Origin of the sequence: Micromonospora sp. NPDC051141, assembly GCF_044455765.1 — a bacterium.
GTDB lineage: Bacteria > Actinomycetota > Actinomycetes > Mycobacteriales > Micromonosporaceae > Micromonospora.
Map to the genome: position 1 here is coordinate 41856 of NZ_JBITFD010000018.1, position 16739 is coordinate 58594.

Annotated in this window: 16 protein-coding genes; 9 read left to right on the forward strand and 7 right to left on the reverse strand. The window is 71.2% G+C overall.

Annotated features, from left to right (window positions below; genetic code table 11):
• Nucleotides 1–368 precede the first annotated feature (368 nt).
• Genes ACIA6B_RS28015 through ACIA6B_RS28025 form a run of 3 tightly spaced genes read left to right on the forward strand, consistent with a single transcriptional unit; the run spans nucleotide 369 to nucleotide 3527 of the window.
• Nucleotides 369–719 (forward strand): winged helix-turn-helix transcriptional regulator, encoded by a 351-nt coding sequence (locus ACIA6B_RS28015; RefSeq protein WP_396777993.1) that lies wholly within the window; start codon nucleotides 369–371, stop codon nucleotides 717–719.
• Between the two features lie 45 nt (nucleotides 720–764).
• A complete protein-coding gene (locus ACIA6B_RS28020; protein ID WP_396777824.1) occupies nucleotides 765–1310 on the forward strand; it encodes a TetR/AcrR family transcriptional regulator in 546 nt (181 codons plus the stop codon).
• Nucleotides 1311–1346: 36 nt separating this feature from the next.
• Entirely contained in the window at nucleotides 1347–3527 is a 2181-nt protein-coding gene (locus ACIA6B_RS28025; RefSeq protein ID WP_396777826.1) for an MMPL family transporter, read from the forward strand.
• 34 nt (nucleotides 3528–3561) lie between these two features.
• On the opposite strand, the gene ACIA6B_RS28030 is transcribed toward ACIA6B_RS28025, so the two are convergent.
• Nucleotides 3562–4818, reverse strand: a complete 1257-nt coding sequence (locus ACIA6B_RS28030; protein WP_396777828.1) for an erythromycin esterase family protein — start codon at nucleotides 4816–4818, stop codon at nucleotides 3562–3564.
• A gap of 81 nt (nucleotides 4819–4899) precedes the next feature.
• Here ACIA6B_RS28030 and ACIA6B_RS28035 point away from each other — a divergent pair, with 81 nt between their 5' ends.
• Both ACIA6B_RS28035 and ACIA6B_RS28040 read left to right on the forward strand, forming a co-directional pair.
• Nucleotides 4900–5094 (forward strand): DUF2795 domain-containing protein, encoded by a 195-nt coding sequence (locus tag ACIA6B_RS28035; protein ID WP_396777829.1) that lies wholly within the window; start codon nucleotides 4900–4902, stop codon nucleotides 5092–5094.
• A gap of 241 nt (nucleotides 5095–5335) precedes the next feature.
• Complete coding sequence (locus tag ACIA6B_RS28040) at nucleotides 5336–7918, forward strand: hypothetical protein (RefSeq protein ID WP_396777831.1); 2583 nt, start codon at nucleotides 5336–5338, stop codon at nucleotides 7916–7918.
• Between the two features lie 111 nt (nucleotides 7919–8029).
• Here ACIA6B_RS28040 and erm read toward each other — a convergent pair whose 3' ends face one another.
• From erm to ACIA6B_RS28055, 3 genes are all read right to left on the reverse strand, one after another.
• Nucleotides 8030–8830 (reverse strand): ErmE/ErmH/ErmO/ErmR family 23S rRNA (adenine(2058)-N(6))-methyltransferase, encoded by an 801-nt coding sequence (erm, locus tag ACIA6B_RS28045; protein WP_396777832.1) that lies wholly within the window; start codon nucleotides 8828–8830, stop codon nucleotides 8030–8032.
• 371 nt (nucleotides 8831–9201) lie between these two features.
• Nucleotides 9202–9324 (reverse strand): hypothetical protein, encoded by a 123-nt coding sequence (locus ACIA6B_RS28050; protein ID WP_396777834.1) that lies wholly within the window; start codon nucleotides 9322–9324, stop codon nucleotides 9202–9204.
• Between the two features lie 45 nt (nucleotides 9325–9369).
• Nucleotides 9370–10266 carry a Gfo/Idh/MocA family protein gene (locus ACIA6B_RS28055; RefSeq protein ID WP_396777836.1) on the reverse strand — a complete coding sequence of 299 codons (897 nt, stop codon included), beginning with the start codon at nucleotides 10264–10266 and terminating at the stop codon, nucleotides 9370–9372.
• A 149-nt stretch (nucleotides 10267–10415) separates the two neighbouring features.
• On the opposite strand from ACIA6B_RS28055, the gene ACIA6B_RS28060 reads away from it, so the two are divergent.
• Nucleotides 10416–10811 carry a hypothetical protein gene (locus ACIA6B_RS28060; RefSeq protein WP_396777995.1) on the forward strand — a complete coding sequence of 132 codons (396 nt, stop codon included), beginning with the start codon at nucleotides 10416–10418 and terminating at the stop codon, nucleotides 10809–10811.
• Entirely contained in the window at nucleotides 10804–11235 is a 432-nt protein-coding gene (locus tag ACIA6B_RS28065; RefSeq protein ID WP_396777838.1) for a hypothetical protein, read from the forward strand. The genes ACIA6B_RS28060 and ACIA6B_RS28065 overlap by 8 nt, the downstream gene beginning before the upstream one ends.
• A gap of 93 nt (nucleotides 11236–11328) precedes the next feature.
• Here the strand turns inward: ACIA6B_RS28065 and fabG are convergent, their stop codons facing one another.
• Both fabG and ACIA6B_RS28075 read right to left on the reverse strand, forming a co-directional pair.
• Nucleotides 11329–12087 carry a 3-oxoacyl-ACP reductase FabG gene (gene fabG / locus ACIA6B_RS28070; protein ID WP_396777840.1) on the reverse strand — a complete coding sequence of 253 codons (759 nt, stop codon included), beginning with the start codon at nucleotides 12085–12087 and terminating at the stop codon, nucleotides 11329–11331.
• Nucleotides 12088–12143: 56 nt separating this feature from the next.
• Entirely contained in the window at nucleotides 12144–13796 is a 1653-nt protein-coding gene (locus ACIA6B_RS28075) for an alpha-amylase family protein (protein ID WP_396777842.1), read from the reverse strand.
• Between the two features lie 54 nt (nucleotides 13797–13850).
• Here ACIA6B_RS28075 and ACIA6B_RS28080 point away from each other — a divergent pair, with 54 nt between their 5' ends.
• Both ACIA6B_RS28080 and ACIA6B_RS28085 read left to right on the forward strand, forming a co-directional pair.
• Nucleotides 13851–14450, forward strand: a complete 600-nt coding sequence (locus ACIA6B_RS28080) for a DUF1349 domain-containing protein (protein ID WP_396777843.1) — start codon at nucleotides 13851–13853, stop codon at nucleotides 14448–14450.
• Between the two features lie 78 nt (nucleotides 14451–14528).
• Complete coding sequence (locus ACIA6B_RS28085; RefSeq protein WP_396777845.1) at nucleotides 14529–15191, forward strand: DedA family protein; 663 nt, start codon at nucleotides 14529–14531, stop codon at nucleotides 15189–15191.
• Between the two features lie 13 nt (nucleotides 15192–15204).
• Here the strand turns inward: ACIA6B_RS28085 and ACIA6B_RS28090 are convergent, their stop codons facing one another.
• Nucleotides 15205–16629, reverse strand: a complete 1425-nt coding sequence (locus ACIA6B_RS28090; protein ID WP_396777847.1) for a carbohydrate-binding protein — start codon at nucleotides 16627–16629, stop codon at nucleotides 15205–15207.
• Between the last annotated feature and the right edge of the window lie 110 nt (nucleotides 16630–16739).

Sequence of the window (16739 nt, forward strand, 5' to 3'; positions counted from 1 at the left end):
CACGCACGATCCGACGCGCACAGTAGTTCGGACACGTACAGACCGGACACGCACAGCAGTCCGGGGGCGGCCCATCGGTCCGGGCAGGCATGGTCCGGGCACAGGGAGGCCGCTGGGCCGGCCTCACGGCGGCTGACCCATCCATGCCATCAAGTTCGTAGGGCGAGAGAACGTGAGGTCTTCGCCCGACCCCCGGCACGTGATCGCCGCACGCACTCCGGCGGTCGGCTGCCACCCGTGGCGCATGATGGTCACCGAGGGCTCCGTCGGGGCCGAGCGGAGGAGGCACGGTGACGACCCAGCACAACCGGTGCGCGTCCGACCCGGCCGACCGGAGCCCGGGCGGGCCGCAGGCGCGGGCCTGCACGGTGCGGGAGGCGCTGGACCGGGTGGGCGGGAAGTGGAGCATCGGCATCCTGATCGCCGCCTCGACCGGCCCGGTGCGCTTCACCGAGCTGGAACGGCGGGTGGAGGGCATCAGCCGGCGGATGCTCACGCTGACGTTGCGCAACCTGGAGCGCGACGGGCTGCTGGTCCGGCACGTGCATCCGACGGTGCCGCCGAGGGTGGAGTACACCGCCACCCCGATGGCCCGGGAACTGTACGAGTCGCTTGTCGCGCTCACCCACTGGGCGGAGCGGCACCGCGAGTCGATCAGCGCGGCCCGGGCCGCGTACGACCGGGAGCATCCTGTGGCGAAGCCCACGCCATCCGTCTGACCGATCGGTCAGATGCTGACCGATCGGTCAGGCATGCTGGAGGGCATGGCACGCGCTACCCCGGCCACCCACGACGAGCTGCTCACCGCCGCGGCCCGTCGGTTCGCCGTCACCGGCTACAAGGGCACCTCGCTCCAGGACATCGCCCGTGAGGTGGGCTGCTCCAAGGCCACCGTGCTCTACCACTTCGCCAGCAAGGACGCCCTGCTCTGCGAGCTGATGGCCCCGGCCATCGCGATGCTGGAGGCACTCGACGCCCGGCTCGCCGACCTCACCGGCGCGCCGGCCCAGCGGGCCGCCGCCGAGGGCTTCGTCGACCTGGCGGTCCGCTTCCGCCGGGAGATCGCGCTGCTCCGGGGCGAGTTCCCGGACCTGCTCCAGCAGCCGGCGTTCGCGCACATCCAGCAAATCTCCGAACGGCTGGTCGCCGCATTCGCCGGCTTCTCCGACCGGCCGGTGGCCCGCGTCGCCGCGCTTGTCGTGCTGGCCGGCATCGCCGAGACCTGCGGCGAGTTCCTGGACATCCCCGACGAGGAGCTGCGACCCGCGCTGCTCGCCGTGGCGCACCGCGCGCTCGAACCCACCACCTGATCCCACCAGTTCGCACCCGAGGACGAAGGAAGGTCCATGGCGACCCTGCTGTACCGGCTCGGCCGGGCATCCCTACGCCGACGGCGACTCGTCGCCGTCGTCTGGCTCGTCGTACTCGTCGGCCTCGGCCTGGCCGCGGCCACGCTGCGGGGCCCGACGGCGAGCAACTTCACCATGCCCGGCACCGAGTCGCAGCAGGCCATCGACCTGCTCGCCGACCGGTTCCCGGCGGCCAGCGGCGCCACCGGCACCATCGCCGTCAAGGCGCCGCAGGACGGCGCGCTCACCTCGCCGGCCGGCCAGGCAGTGGTCAAGCAGGTCACCCAGGAGGCGGCCACGCTGCCCGGCGTGGTCGGCGCGATCGACCCCTACCAGGCGCAGGCGCTCACACCGGACGGCCGGTACGCGCTGATCCAGGTGCAGTTCGCCGGTCGCGCGGACGACGTGACCACCGAGCAGCGCGACGCGTACGAGAAGGTCGGCCAGCAGGCCGAGGCGCAGGGCTGGCAGATCGCCCCCGGTGGCGAGGTGCTCAACGGCGAGCCGGAGGTCGGCTCGACCGAGGCGCTCGGTGTGCTGGTCGCGGCGATCGTCCTGGTCATCACGTTCGGCTCGCTGGTGGCGGCCGGGATGACCATGCTGAACGCGCTGATCGGCGTCGGCGTCGGCATGGCCGGCCTGTTCGCACTCAGCGGCGCGGTGGAGCTGACCAGCACCGCACCGATCCTGGCGCTGATGCTCGGCCTGGCGGTCGGCATCGACTACTCGCTGTTCATCACCTCCCGGCACCGGCAGAACCTGCTCGACGGGCTCTCCCCGGAGGAGGCGGTCGGCCGCGCGGTCGGCACCGCCGGCTCCGCCGTGGTCTTCGCCGGCGCGACGGTGGTGGTGGCGCTGGCCGGTCTGGCTGTGGTGGGCATCCCGTTCCTCACCGTGATGGGCCTGGCCGCCGCCGGCACCGTCACCGTGGCCGTACTGGTGGCGATCACGTTGGCCCCGGCGCTGCTCGGCTTCGCCGGTCGCCGGGTGCTGCCGCGCAAGCTCCGCAACCGCGAGGCGGTCGCGGACCCGGGCACCGGCTCGGAGGACCGCTCCGGCTTCGGGTTCCGCTGGGCGAACTGGGTGACCCGGTTCCGCATCCCGGTGATCCTGGTCGGCCTGCTCGGCCTCGGCCTGCTGGCGATTCCCTCGCAGGACATGCGCCTGGCGCTGCCGGACGCCTCCACCGCCGCCGAGGGCACCCCGGCCCGGGTCAGCAACGACCTGATCCGGGAGGGCTTCGGCCCCGGTTTCACCGGCCGGCTCGCGGTCGTGGTCACCGCCGACTCGCCGCAGGCCACCCAGGCCGCCGTGCCGCAGGTCGCGTCGCTGATCCAGAAGACCGACGGGGTGCTGGCGGTGGCTCCGCCGCAGCTCGACCCGTCCGGCCGCACCGCGCTGCTCGGCGTGATCCCGAAGACCGGGCCGACCGACGAGAAGACCGAGGAGCTGGTGCACGACATCCGCCGGCAGGTCGGCGGTATCGGCAACGCCGAGGTGCTGCTCACCGGCGTCACGGCGATCGGCATCGACGTGTCGGAGAAGCTCTCCGACGCGCTCCCGGTCTACCTGCTGCTGGTGGTGGGCCTGTCCGTGCTGCTGCTGATGCTGGTGTTCCGGTCGATCCTGGTGCCGGTGAAGGCGGCGCTCGGGTTCCTGCTCACCGTGGCGGCCACGTTCGGCATCACGGTCGCGGTGTTCCAGCAGGGCCACCTGGCCGGGCTGCTCGGCGTCGACACGCCGGCGCCGCTTGTCAGCTTCCTGCCGATCCTGCTCATCGGCATCCTGTTCGGCCTGGCCATGGACTACGAGGTCTTCCTGGTCTCCCGGATGCGCGAGGACTTCGTGCACGGGGACACCGCCCGCCAGGCCACCATCAACGGCATGGGGCACGGCGCCCGGGTGGTCACCGCCGCGGCGCTCATCATGATGTCGGTGTTCGGCGGCTTCGTCTTCCTGGACGACCCGATCATCAAGTCGATGGGCTTCGCGCTCGCGATCGGTGTCGCCATCGACGCGTTCGTGGTCCGGATGACCATCGTCCCGGCGGTGATGTCGCTGCTGAACAACGCCGCATGGTGGCTGCCGCGCTGGCTGAACAAGCTGCTGCCCAACGTGGACGTCGAGGGCGAGGGCCTGCGCGCCCACCTGGCCAAGAAGGAGCCCGTCGAGGTGTGAGCCGTCCGGGTGGGGCCCCGCGGGGCCCCACCCGTCACACCCCCGCCGGGTACGTCTCCATCTCGCCCGGTGTCACCAAGGCCGGCAGGGGATGCAGGGCGGTCGTCTCGTCGCACCAGACGAACGCGTCGTACCGCTCCCCCAACCGGGTCGGCACGTAGTTGCCCCACGACTCGAAGCTCGGGTCGTACACCACGCCGACGGCCCGGTGGTCCGCCTCCCCGGTCACCCACTCCGGCTCGTCCGGGCCGCCGAAGACCAGCACCGCCCGGTCCGGCATCAACTCGTGCAACAGGTGCTCCACCGATCCCTCCCGGGCCGGCGGCACCACCATCGTCTCGGCCGGGGAGCCCCACCGCGGGGCGGCGATCACGCTGCCCCGCCAACTGCCGAAACCGATCAGCGCCACCGCGTCCCGGCCGTGCCGTTCCCGACCGAGCTGACCGATGTTCACCATGCCGTCCGCCGCCATCTCGGTGGCCCGCGCGTCGCCGACGTGCGTGTTGTGCGCCCACACGACGCCGCGTGCGTCCGGCCCGTAGCGGTCGAGCAGCCGGTCCAGTGTGTCCGCCATGTGGATGTCGCGGACGTTCCACGACTCCGGACCGCCGCCGATCATGGCCCGGTAGTACCGTTCCGCGCCGGCCACCACCTCCGCGTTCTGCCAGGCCGAGAAGCGGTCCGGGCCGTCCGTGGCGGCCTGTTCCCGGGTACGCGCCAACAACCGGACCACCTCCTCCTCGCACCGGGCGGAGACGAACCGGCTGGCCAGGCCGTACTCCTCGGCCTGTTTGCCGTACGGCTCGAAGCAGCGGTACGCCTCCTGGGCCGCCTCCAGCGACGCCGGGTCCTCCTCGCCCAGGTAGTCGAAGATGGCCTGCATCGACTCCCAGAGCGAGTAGACGTCGAGGCCGTGGAAGCCGGCCCGCTCCCCCTCCGGCCGCTCCAGGTTCCAGGCGCGCAGCCACCGGCAGAACCGGGCCACCTCCGCGTTCGCCCACATCCAGGTGGGCCAGCGCTCGAACCGCTCCAACGCGACCATCGGATCGGCCAGTCCGCCCGGTGCGCCCACCACCGAACGGTGCACCCGGTCGCAGTCCGGCCAGTCCCCCTCCACCGCGACGAAGTCGAACCCCTGCTCGGCGATGAGCCGCCGGGTCAACTGCTCGCGCAGGCGGTAGTAGTCGTAGCTGCCGTGCGTCGCCTCGCCGATCATCACGATGCGGGCGTCGCGGACGCGCTCCAGCAGCGGGTCGAAGTCGCTCGGTGCGCCGAGCCGCTGAACCAGCATGTCCGCGGCTACCCGGGGCCCGCCGGGGCAAACCGCCGTCCGGACCGGCATGCCGCGCCGCCCAGCGGGTAGCCGCGTGACATGACCGTCAGCGGCGCGCAGGTGCAGGAGTTCGTCTCCGGACTCGACTACCCGGTCTCCCGGGAGGACCTGGTCCGCTGGGCTCAGGAGAACGGCGCCAGCACCGAGACGCTCCAGATGCTCCGGACGTTGCCGGCCGAGGAGTTCGACACCCCGGCCGAGCTGGGCGAGGCGCTGGCCCCGTTCATCGGCTAGCCGGCCCGCAGCCGGAGTGCCACTGCTGGCCACTGTTGACCCATACATTCGGGCCCGCATCGGGCATGGCGATCGCTTCGGCGTGCGGATCCTTCAGCCTCGGCGAACTATCGCATGGCGGCAGCGTCGAACGGACGTGCCGGGCCGGCAACGCACGGTTAAGACCCAGCAGGTCGCCGGACAAGTCATCTAGCCGACACTCGGCGGGGATGGGGCGGGCGTTTCCGTACGGTGGTCTACCGTGCGTGTCCCCAGCGTCGCGACTCGAATCCGTCTCACGCTCGCTGTGATCGCTGCGGGGCTGGTTGGTGGCGTCTTGGTCCTCAACTCGCCTCCCCCGCTCGACGACGACGCTGTCCCGACGCCCGAACCGACAGGGAGCTGGTGGCAGGACGCCGGCCACCCGCCGCGCACCGCGTTCGTGAAAGTGCAGGTCGGGATCGAGAAGGATGTCAGTCTGCCGGTTACGGTAAATGTCGACTACGAGGTCATCCTGCAGTCCGACGATCCTCTGCTCGCAAAGGTTACCGCAGGGGAGGTGTCCGGTTCGGAACTCGTCGGGCGCCTGACCGGAGGCAGTTTGGACGACGACCGAACGCCGACCGTACAACGAGGGGGCACCGGCGCGGCCCACGTACTGGTGAGTGGGAAGATCTTCCCCAGCGCATGGACGACCTCGGACGGCCGCCTGCGGGTTCCCATTTCTATCGAGGCCACGTCGGAGGACGACAGTCACGCTCCGACGTCAACGAGCGTTGTGACGCGCCGGTCCCTGACCGTCCAGGCCACCGACATGAAGATTATCGCGGTATCCGGCGGTGGGATCGTCGAACAGACTCCGACAATGGTGCGGTTCGAAGGGCGGCCGGGTGCCGCGAAGGTCACCTTCGAGCTGGAGGATCCGGATGTTGACGACGCCTCCCGGTCATACCCTTTCCAAGACCTTGAGTTGTCCGATTTCGGTGAATTCATCATCTCTGGTCTAATACTTCTAGCTCCCTGGCTGGCACTCTTGATCGCCTTACGGTCGAGCCGAAGAAAAGGCGGCATCGAGACAGCCATCTGGCTCTGCGCGCTGACAATCACCGTCGGCGGCACGATCATCCTTACCGTAGACGAAATATTCGAAGATTTATTTTTCCCATTACTTCTTCCCGGCCTGAGCGGCATCGCCGTCATGTCTACCGCTGTACTTGTTGCCTGTACTGGTCGCGCGCTGCGGGGTTTGTCGGCGTGGGACCGACTCTTGTACCGACGACTCCTCCTTGGTTGCGCGGCACTGACCGCGACCGCGGGTTGCGTCGCCTGGGGCTGGGGAGGCGTACGGGTGAAGCCATCGCCAGCGGAGTGGCTGGGATATCTGATCCTTGTCGCCGCTGCCGCAGCCCTGGCAATGGTATACAACTGGCGTTTCGCTCTGCGGGGCGCTGTGCTCGGCTTGTCTGCGGCGCTCCTGCTCGCCATATCGCCGATCCTGACGAGCGACTTCCTGGCAATAGGATCGGCGTGGTTCCTCGCAATGGCACTGATGCTCGGCGTGGTCTACGTATACATCGCGGAAACCGCGGCTCTAGCTCCTCGACTTCTGCACTACAGAAAATCGGAGCGACGCATTCTATACGCGACCGGCGCACTTGTGTTTCTTCCCGTCCTCCACATGGTTGCCAACCCGTACGCGAAGAGGCCAGTGCTCTACGACAAGTTCAGCGGTCTCACCGTCGCCATGGCGGTACTGGGCATGGTCCTCTTCGCAGTAACTGTAGTTCTGGCCCGCCGGCGAGGCCAGCGCCCCGAAGCAACGGGCGACATTGTGGTATGGGCCCTCGCGCAGGCGAGCACCATCGTCGTCGCCATCGACCGCGGTCACCTCATACAGTTCGATGCCCTCGCCGCAGGGTCGTTCCTGCTGCTCTGGTGGCTGTTGCTCCCACGGCATCACCAGTCCAGAGGGGTAACCCTGGCCGGGGTTAGTCCCGTCACACACACCGCCCTTGTCAAGGCAGAGATGCGGCGCCGCCTGATGGAGCTAAGTGCCCACGACGTCTACCGCTCGGCCCGCGCCCTGCTGCGCGACGGCAGCATCAGCACGCGTGAGTACTATCGTCGACAGCAGGCCATCGATGACGCGGCCGCGACTCGGGGCCGGGTGATCGCAGGAGTGCCCGTGAGCGACGCGCTAGCCACGTCTGGCGGCTGTTCTCCGTGGAACGGAGCGCTCGCGGCGATGCTGTATGCCACACCCCTGTTCCTGCTCATTCTCGGGTACGAGTTGGGCCTGCCAGCGGTGCCGTACACCTTGATCTTCAGCACCCCGTGGCAGGCAGCCCTCGCATTGGCGCACATTCTGCGGTGGATCGTGTACGCGGCAATCTTCGGGTATTTCTACCCGCTGATCCGTGGCCGAACCCCGGTCACCAAGGCCATGGGCCTCGTCCTGCTCATCCTGCCGGCGGAACTCCTATCCGTGCTGTCGTTGATCGAACCTGGAGAGGATCGAGCGTCCGGGAACAGCATCACCACCTCAGGTGAGTTGCTGCTGGCGCTGGGCATCCGGACCGGCCAGGTACTCGTGTTCTGCACCGTCCTCGGCCTCGCGTGGGAGCGGCGGATGGCAATGCTGGCGGGTTATCGCTGGGACCGTCTGCGGAACATCAGGAGCCTGCGAGCCCTCGCGACTCCTGCCGGCACCGTCATCGTTGCCATCGCAACCGCGCTGGGAACAGCGTTGGCCGGTACAGCAGTCGCTGCCCTGCTGACCACCGGGCCCAACGCCCCACCGGCTCCCCAATCGACACCGAGTCCGTCGCAGAGCCCCGAAAAGTAGCACCACCACCCGTTCGTCAAGCCATCTGCACCACCGCGGTGGTTCCTGCGCCGCTACGACGCACCACAGGCACATCGTCAACGACCAACCACTACGAGATCGGCAGTACACCTAGCCGGGGGCGTGCAGCAGGCGGAACAGCACCAGCCACTGCTCGGGCCAGACCAGCCCGACCGGGGTGTCCGGCGCGATCCGGGCGGCCCGTAACGCGCCGTCGACCCGGCGGCGCGGGTGGGCGGTGCGCAGCGAGGCCGCGAGCGAGCCGCCGACCCCGCCGAAGCCCAGCTCCACCATCCTCCGGTACGCGGGCAGCACGCCGGGCGCCAGCAGTGGCACGGTCCGGCGCTCCAGGCGCAGGATGCCGCCGTCCACGGCGGGTACCGGCCGGAACGCGCCCCGGGGCACCCGCCCGGCCAGCCGCCAGTGGTGTTCCGGCCAGGTGAGCACCGTGAGCCGGCTCCACCGGCCGTGGTCGCCGGCGCGTTTGCGGGCGTAGTCGAGCTGAATGAGCAGCGTGGCCGCGCGCAGTCCGGGCGCGGCGAGGCACCAGCGGACCACGGCCGCGGTCAGCGACCAGGGGATGTTGCCGGCCACCGAGAACGGCTCCTCGGGCGGCGGCGCGGAGAGGAAGTCGGCCGCCCGGATCTCGACGTGCGGCAGCGGCGCGCAGGTCGCGGTCAGCTCCGGCAACACGGCCGGGTCCACCTCGTACGCGATCAGCCGCCCGCACCGCGCGGCGAGCGAGCGGGTGAGTTGGCCGCGTCCGGCGCCCACCTCCAGCAGCAGGTCGTCCGGGTCGGGGCGGGCCGCCCGGACGATCCGTGCGACGGCGGCCGGATCGGCGAGGAAGTTCTGGGACAGTACGCGACGGGACCGGTCGCGTGCGGTGGTGCGGAGTCGGCGGGGCGCCACGGGTTCGTCCTGTCTGTCGCCGGACGGCGACGGGTACGGACCGCTGCGCAGGTGTTCCACGCCGCCCTCGGGCTCGGGCGTGCGACCGGTCCTGCGGGCGGGCGCCGCCGGGCGGGACGGGTCGGCAGCCACGACGAGCCGGGTCGGCGTGGAGCGGATGGGGCGGGCGGTCCGAGCGGATCGGGGCTCGGACGACCCTGGATCGGTCGGGACGCTCACCGCGCGAACCACCGCGCCACCTCTCGGCGGGGTGGTGGGATCAGCGCGACTGCCAGCGCCAGCTCGGCGAAACGGCGGGATCAGGCCCGCTGGACGCCGTCAGCCCGGTGACGTGGCGGGTCGGCCAGTCGGGCTCGGGGGCGGTGGTCAGGTCAGGCGCGGCGGTCCGCGTCCCGGCCGGCCAGGGCCGGGCGCCGGACCCGCGGGCGGGCGACCAGAAGGAGCCCGAGCGCGGCCGGCGCGACGGCCACGTCGATCAGGGCATGCGTGAACATGCGCGCGACGCTAGCGGCCGGCCCGCCGCCCCGCGACGGGTTTTCTCAGACGTCGATCGTGCGCCCCTGCGCCCGGGCGGTCTCGGCGGCGTCGAGCACCGCCACCACTTCCCGGCCGAACCGCACGTCGCAGCGGTGGTCGCGGGTGCCGGCGTCCACCTCCGCCAGCAACTGGTCGAGCGCGGCGCCGAACGCCTGGAGCGCGCTGCCGTCACCGGGCGGGATGCTCTCGGTGCCGTTCGCGCCGAACAGGACGAAGTCACGGGTGACCGCCTCGGCCGGCGCGTCGAGGGTGAGGGAGAGCGTGCTGGTCGCGCCGCCGTCGTGGGTGAGCAGCAGGTGCACCAGGCCGCTCGGCCCGTCCATCGCGGCGACCCGGGTGACCCGGCCGAGCACCGGCAGGATCAGCGACAGCGCGTGCGGGCCGATGTCCCACAGCGCGCCCCGGTCGCGCCGCCACCGCGAGTCGCCGTACGGGTTCCCGGGCTGGTAGATCGAGGCGAACATGGTTCCCCGGGCGTGCTGCCAACCGCCGGCCGCGGCAGCCGAGGCGAGGACGCCGGTGACGTTGGGGTGAAAGCGCTGGGTGAAGAAGACCACCGAGGCCACCCCGGACGCCTCGGCGGCGGCGACCACCCGGTCGGCGTCGGGGAGGCTCAGCGCCAGCGGCTTGTCCAGCAGCAGGTGCCGCCCGGCGGTGGCGGCCCGGACCGCGATGTCGGCCTGCACGTCGGGCGGGAGCGCCACGGCGACCGCGTCGACGGCGTCGAGCAGCGCGTCAACGTCGGTGAAGGCCGGCACGCCGTGCCGGGTGGCCAGCGCCTCCGCCTTCGCCGGGTCGCGCCCCCACACGCCGGCCAGTCGGGCCCGGGGGTGGGCGTCGATGGCGGCGGCGTGCGTCTCCGCCGCCCAGTGACCGGTGCCGAACAACCCGAAACGCACCCCTGCCCCCTGCCGTCGTCGTGGGCCACCGGCGTACGCCGGGACCGTGATCCACGCTAGTCGTCCGGCCCGGCCGGCGCGCCCCGACCCGCGCGGAGGCTGGCTACTACACGACTTAGTAGGCTGGGCCGGTGAACGACACTGCGTCGATGACCAGCGCCGCGGCGGCGGGCTCGCCGGTGGACGGGGTCCTCCCCACGATCGCGATCGTGCTGTCGCTGGCGGTCGCGGTCTGGGCCCTGGTCGCCGCCGTACGCCAGCAGCCGCCGGACCGGATCCAGTTCGCCGGGCTGGCCGTGGTGGAGGTGGCGCTGCTGGCGCTGACCGTGGTGGCGCTCGTCGCCCTTGGCGGTGGGGACCGGCCGGGCGAGCCGGGGGCGTTCTTCGGCTACCTGGTGACGCTGGTCTGCCTGCCGCCGCTGGCCTGGGTGCTGGCCCGGATGGAGCCGACCCGCTGGGGCTCGGCGATCGTCTGCGCGGTCTGCCTGGTCACGCCGGTCGTGGTGGTGCGGTTGCAGCAGACGTGGGAGGTCGTCGGTGGTTGAGACCCGGGCACCGGAACGCGCCACCAACCGCGGGCCGGGGCGGCTGCTGATCGCGGTCTACATCCTCTTCGCCATCGCCGCGACGTCGCGGGCCGGGCTCCAGATCGCCACGAAATTCGACGAGGCGCCGGTGGCGTACCTGCTCTCCGCGCTGGCCGCGCTGATCTACATCGTGGCGGCGGTCGGGCTGGCCCGGGCCGGGCACGCCGGCCGCCGGGTGGCGCTGGCCTGCTGTTCGGTGGAACTGGTCGGGGTGCTCGCGGTGGGCGTGCTGAGCATCGCCGACCCGGAGCTGTTCCCGGACGAGACGGTCTGGTCCGACTTCGGCAGCGGCTACGGCTACATCCCCCTGGTGCTGCCGGCGCTGGGCCTCCTCTGGCTGTACCGCACCCGCGCCCACCCCCGCCCCGCGCCCTCCCCCTGAGGCGCGCTTTCTCGGAAAGCGTGGCCATGGAGCGCGGAATGGCCACGCTTCCCGAGAAAGCGTGGCCATTCGTCGTGGGGGTGGGGGTGGGAGTCAGTCCTTGGGGCCGCCGGCCACGTAGATGACCTGGCCGGAGACGAAGGACGCGCCCTCGCTGGCCAGGAACGAGATGGTGTGCGCGACGTCCTCCGGGCGGCCGGTGCGGCGGACCGGGATCTCGGCGGCGGCGTGCTCCTGGAGCGCGGCGAAGTCGACCTTCATCCGGGCCGCGGTGGCCGCGGTCATGTCGGTGACGATGAAGCCCGGCGCGACCGCGTTGACGGTCACCCCGAATGGGCCCAGCTCGATGGCGAGCGTCTTGGTGAAGCCCTGCATCCCGGCCTTGGCGGCGGCGTAGTTCGCCTGGCCGCGGTTGCCCAGCGCGGAGGTGCTGGACAGGTTGACGATCCGGCCCCACTTCCGCTCGACCATGTGCTTCTGGGTGGCCTGGCTGAACAGGAACGCGCCGCGCAGGTGCACGCCCAGGACGGTGTCCCAGTCGGCGTCGGTCATCTTGAACAGCAGGTTGTCGCGGAGCACGCCGGCGTTGTTGACCAGCACGGTCGGCGCGCCCAGCTCGGCGGCGACCCGCTCGACGGCGGCCTCCACCTGGGCCCGGTCGGCCACGTCCGCGCCGACGCCGAGCGCCCGACCACCGGCGGCGACGATGCCGTCGACGGTCTCCGCGGTGGCCGACTCCTCGATGTCGACCACGGCGACGGCCATGCCGTCGGCGGCCAGCCGGCGGGCGGTGGCCGCGCCGATGCCGCGTGCGGCTCCGGTCACGATGGCGACGCGGGGCTCCTCCGACATGATTACCTCCCGGTAACTTGGCTCGATCGGAGGAGCCTAACCCGCCGTCGCGTCGATCAGAGCGCCCCACCCCGGCAGAGCCGGATCCAGCGGTAACCGTGGCCGTTCAGCTTCAGCCGGTCGAGCTTGCCCACCTCGTCGTAGTTGCGGTCACTCAGCACGTCGATCGGCAGGTCCGCCTCCGGCGCCAGGGTGCTCAGGTCGATCTCCACGTCCTCGGTGCCGAGGTTGTGCAGGAAGACCATGGTTCCGGTCCGCCCGTCGGCGCGGTGCGCGAGCACCCCGGCCGGCATCGGCACGTCGATGTGGGTGGTGCTACCGGAGCCGATCTCCGGGGCCTCCCGCAGCGTCCGGATCATCCGCTCGAACCAGCCGAGCAGCGAACGCGGATCCTTGCGCTGGGCGGTGACGTTGACCTGCTGGTAGCCGAACTCACCCTTGTCGATCACCGGGCGGACCAGCTTCTCCGGCTCGGCGGTGGAGAAGCCGGCGTTCTCCTTGTAGGACCACTGCATCGGGGTACGGATCGCGTCGCGCCCCTTCAGCGTCAGGTCCTCCCCCATGCCGATCTCCTCGCCGTAGCGCAGCACCGGCGTGCCGCGCAGCGAGAACTGGAGCGCGTACGCCAGTTCGATGTGCCGGCGGTCGTTGCCGAGCATCGGCGCGAGCCGGCGGCGGATGCCCCGGCCGTAGAGCTGCATGTTCTCGTCCGGGCCGAACTTCGCCAACACGTCGTTGCGCTGGTCGGCGGTGAGCCGGGACAGGTCGATCTCGTCGTGGTTGCGCAGGAACGTCGCCCACTGGCCGCCGGTCGGCAGCTTCGGGGTGTCGCGCAACGCGTCGATGATCGCCTCCGGGTCCTCCCGGGCGAGGGCGAGCATCAGCCGGCCGTTCATCATGAAGTCGAAGAGCATGTGGATCCGGTTGCCCGAACCGCTGCCGTCGCCGAAGTAGACGGGCAACTGGTCCGGCTCGACGTTCGCCTCGGCCAGCAGCACCGCGTCGCCGCGCCGCCACTGGACGTGCTGGCGCAGGTCGGTGAGGAACTCGAAGTCCTTGGTCGCGTTCGGGTTGCCCGGCTCGGTCTTCTCGATGATGAACGGCACCGCGTCCATCCGGAACCCGGAGACGCCGAGCTGGAGCCAGAACGAGGTGATCTTCTTGATCTCCGCGCGGACCTTCGGGTTCTCGATGTTCAGGTCCGGCTGGAACTTGTAGAACCGGTGGTAGAACCACGCCTTGGCGGTCCGGTCGTAGGTCCAGGTCTCGTGCTGCTCGCCCGGGAACACCATGCCCTGGTGCCGGTCGTCCGGCTCGTGGTCGGCCCAGACGTACCAGTCGCGGTACGGCGAGTCGGGCGAGGACCGGGCGGACTGGAACCACGGGTGCTGGTCCGAGGTGTGGTTGACCACCAGGTCGATGATCACCCGGATGCCCCGGTTCTGCGCCTGGTGCAGCAGTTCGGCGAAGTCGCCGAGCGTCCCGAGCCGCGGGTCGACGTTGTAGAAGTCGGTCGCGTCGTACCCGTCGTCCTGGTTGGGGGACGGGTGGATCGGGTTGAGCCAGAGGCAGGTCACCCCCAGCCGGGCCAGATAGTCCAGCCGGCCGATCAGCCCCTGGAAGTCACCCACCCCGTCGCCGTCGGAGTCCGCGTACGTGTCGACGTCGAGGCAGTAGACGACCGCCTCCTGATACCACCTGTCACCCATGCGGGCTCTACTTCTCCGAACGCCCGCGCCGGCAAACCCCGGTACCGTGCCCCCATGGGCGAGGACGCATCGGGCACCGACTGGTCCGGCGGCACGTGGCTCAACCCGCCGGAGCGGACCGAGGCGGTCGACGGCGGGCTGCTTGTCGAGCCGCGCGGGGGCAGTGACTTCTGGCGACGCACCAGCTACGGCTTCGTGCACGACGACGGTTCGGCGCTGCTCGCGCCGTTCGCCGGGGACACCGCCGTGGAGGTGTCGTTCCGGCTCGACTACGCCGCGCAGTTCGACCAGGCCGGCGTGCTGGTGCGGGTGGACGAGCGGCGGTGGACGAAGGCCGGGGTCGAGGTGAGCGACGGCGTGCCGCAGGTCGGCGCCGTGGTGACCGACGAGTTCTCCGACTGGTCGGTGGCGCCGGTGCCGGAGTGGTCGGGGCGGGAGGTGACGGTCCGGGTGAGCCGGGCCGGCGACGCGTTGACGGTCCGCGCCCGGGTCGACGGCGAGCCGTGGCGGCTGGTGCGGGTCGCGCCGCTCGACCCGGCGGCGTCGGCGACGGCCGGGCCGTACTGCTGCTCGCCCAGCCACGGCGGCCTGCTGGTCCGCTTCACCGGCTGGCGGCGGGGGCCGGCGGACGAGGCGCTGCACCCGGAGGGTTAGCCCGGTCACCGGCGGGTGTGAGCAGGACTCACCCGGGTACTACCCCCGGATCTCCGGCACCCGTGTGGAAGGACCGCCATGGCCCTCGCCCAGAACGTCGATCCGAACCAGTTCACCGGGCTGACCGGGTGGGTGGCGAGCGTGATCGACGCGTGGGGCGCGGTCGGCGTGGCGCTGCTCGTGGCGCTGGAGAGCATCATCCCGCCGATCCCGAGCGAGATCGTGCTGGCGATGGCGGGCTACCTGTCCGCCGAGGGCCGGTTCAACGTGGTGGTGATCGTGCTGGCCGCGACCGCCGGCTCGCTGCTCGGCGCGCTGGTGCTCTACTGGCTCGGCGCGGCGCTCGGCGAGGACCGGCTCAAGCGGTGGCTCGACCACATCCCGCTGGTCGACCTGGAGGACCTGGAGAAGGCGGACCGCTGGTTCGAGCGGCACGGCCGGTGGGCGGTGCTGATCGGCCGGGTGGTGCCGGTGGTGCGCAGCCTGGTGTCGATCCCGGCCGGCGCGAACCGCATGCCGCTGGGCGAGTTCATCCTGCTCACCACGCTCGGCAGCGGGGTGTGGAACACGCTCATCGTGGGTGCCGGCTTCCTGCTCGGCTCGCGCTGGGAGGACGTCGACCGCTACAGCCAGTGGTTCAACTACGCGATCTTCGCGGTCTTCGGCGTGATGATCGTGAGCTGGGCGGTGAAGAAGGTGCGCCGGCGGCGCGCCCGGCAGTCGGTGACCGCCGGGCGCTGACCGCCGGGCCCGATCAGCGGCGGAACGTGAACCAGTTGACGTTGACGAAGTCCGACGGCTGGCCGCTGCTGAACGTGAGATAGACGGTGTGCCGGCCGGTCACGGCGCCCACGTTGCCGGGCACCGAGGTCCAGGTCTGCCAGCCGCCGGTGTTGCCGACCGCGAAGCTCCCGATCGGCGTCGCGGTCGGGCTGTCCACCCGCACCTCCACCAGGCCGCTCACCCCGGCCGCCGCGCCGGACGCGACCCGGGCCACGAAGTCCCGTGGCGGCGTGGAGCCGAAGTCGACGTTGTCGTAGCGGGCCCAGTCACCGTTGGCCAGGAAACCGATGTCCTGCCCGCCCTCGGCACACGTCTCCACCTGCACGCCGTTCTGCGCGTTGAACGACTCGGCCTGGATGGTCGCGTACGCGTCCCGCACGCCGCCCGGCGGCGGCGTGGTCGGCGTCGGCGACGGGTTGCTCCCGCCGCTCCGGGAGTAGACCGCCACGTAGTCGACGAGCATCGGCCGGCCGGACACGGTCGACGCGGTCGGCGTGGCGGAGCCGGCGACGCCGTTCGGGAAGCCGCCGCCCATCGCCACGTTGAGCAGCAGGAAGTAGCCGGCGTGACTGGTCATCTGGGTCCAGTACGGCTCACCGACCTGGGTCTGGGTGACGGTGTGGAACTGCTGGCCGTCGACGTACCAGCGCAGTTGCTGCGGGCTCACCGAGGTGTCCCACTCGAACCGGTAGGTGTGGAACGCCGACTGGCAGGTGCTCCCGGGGCAGGCCCGGGACGCGCCCCGGCCGTTGAACTCGTCGCACGGGCCGCCCGGCGCGACGCCGCAGTGCAGCACGCCCCAGACCGAGTTGATCCCGTTGACGTTCTCCATCACGTCGAACTCGCCGATGCCGGGCCAGTTCTGGTAGTTGCCCCGGTAGGGCGAGCCGAGCGCCCAGAACGCCGGCCAGTAGCCGGCCGCCGCCGCGCCGGTGACGTTGGGCATCTGGATGCGACCCTCGATCGCCAGCACGCCGCCGCTCGCCGGCTTGAAGTTGCTGCGTACCGTCTCGATCCGGGCCGAGGTCCAGCGCCCGGCACTGTCCTTCAGCGGGGTGATGCGCAGGTTGCCGGCGCCGTCCTGGGACAGGTTGGCGGTGCTGGAGGTGTAGGTCTGGATCTCGCCGGTGCCCCAGTTGGCCGGGCCGCCCGGGTAGCTGGTGCCGGTGTCGACGATCCAGTTGGCGGACGAGGGCAGCGTGCCGGCCGCGCCGGTGAAGTCGTCGCTCCACACCAGGTTCCACCCGGCGGGTGGGGACGGCACGGCCGCCTGGGCGGTCATCTGGACGCCGGCGAGCGCGGTGGTGGCGGCGACCACGGTCGCGGCCAGCACGAGCCGGCGGCGGGACCGGGGCACGGTGGTGGGGGCGGCCGGGGCCGCCGGAATCGGGTTCATCGGGGTGCCTCTCTGCGGGGACGGGGCGGAGAGCGCTCTCTGAGAGCGATTTGTACGCGCCCGCCCCCGCATTTGTCAACAATCTTCAATGAATGCCGGTGCCGGTGACG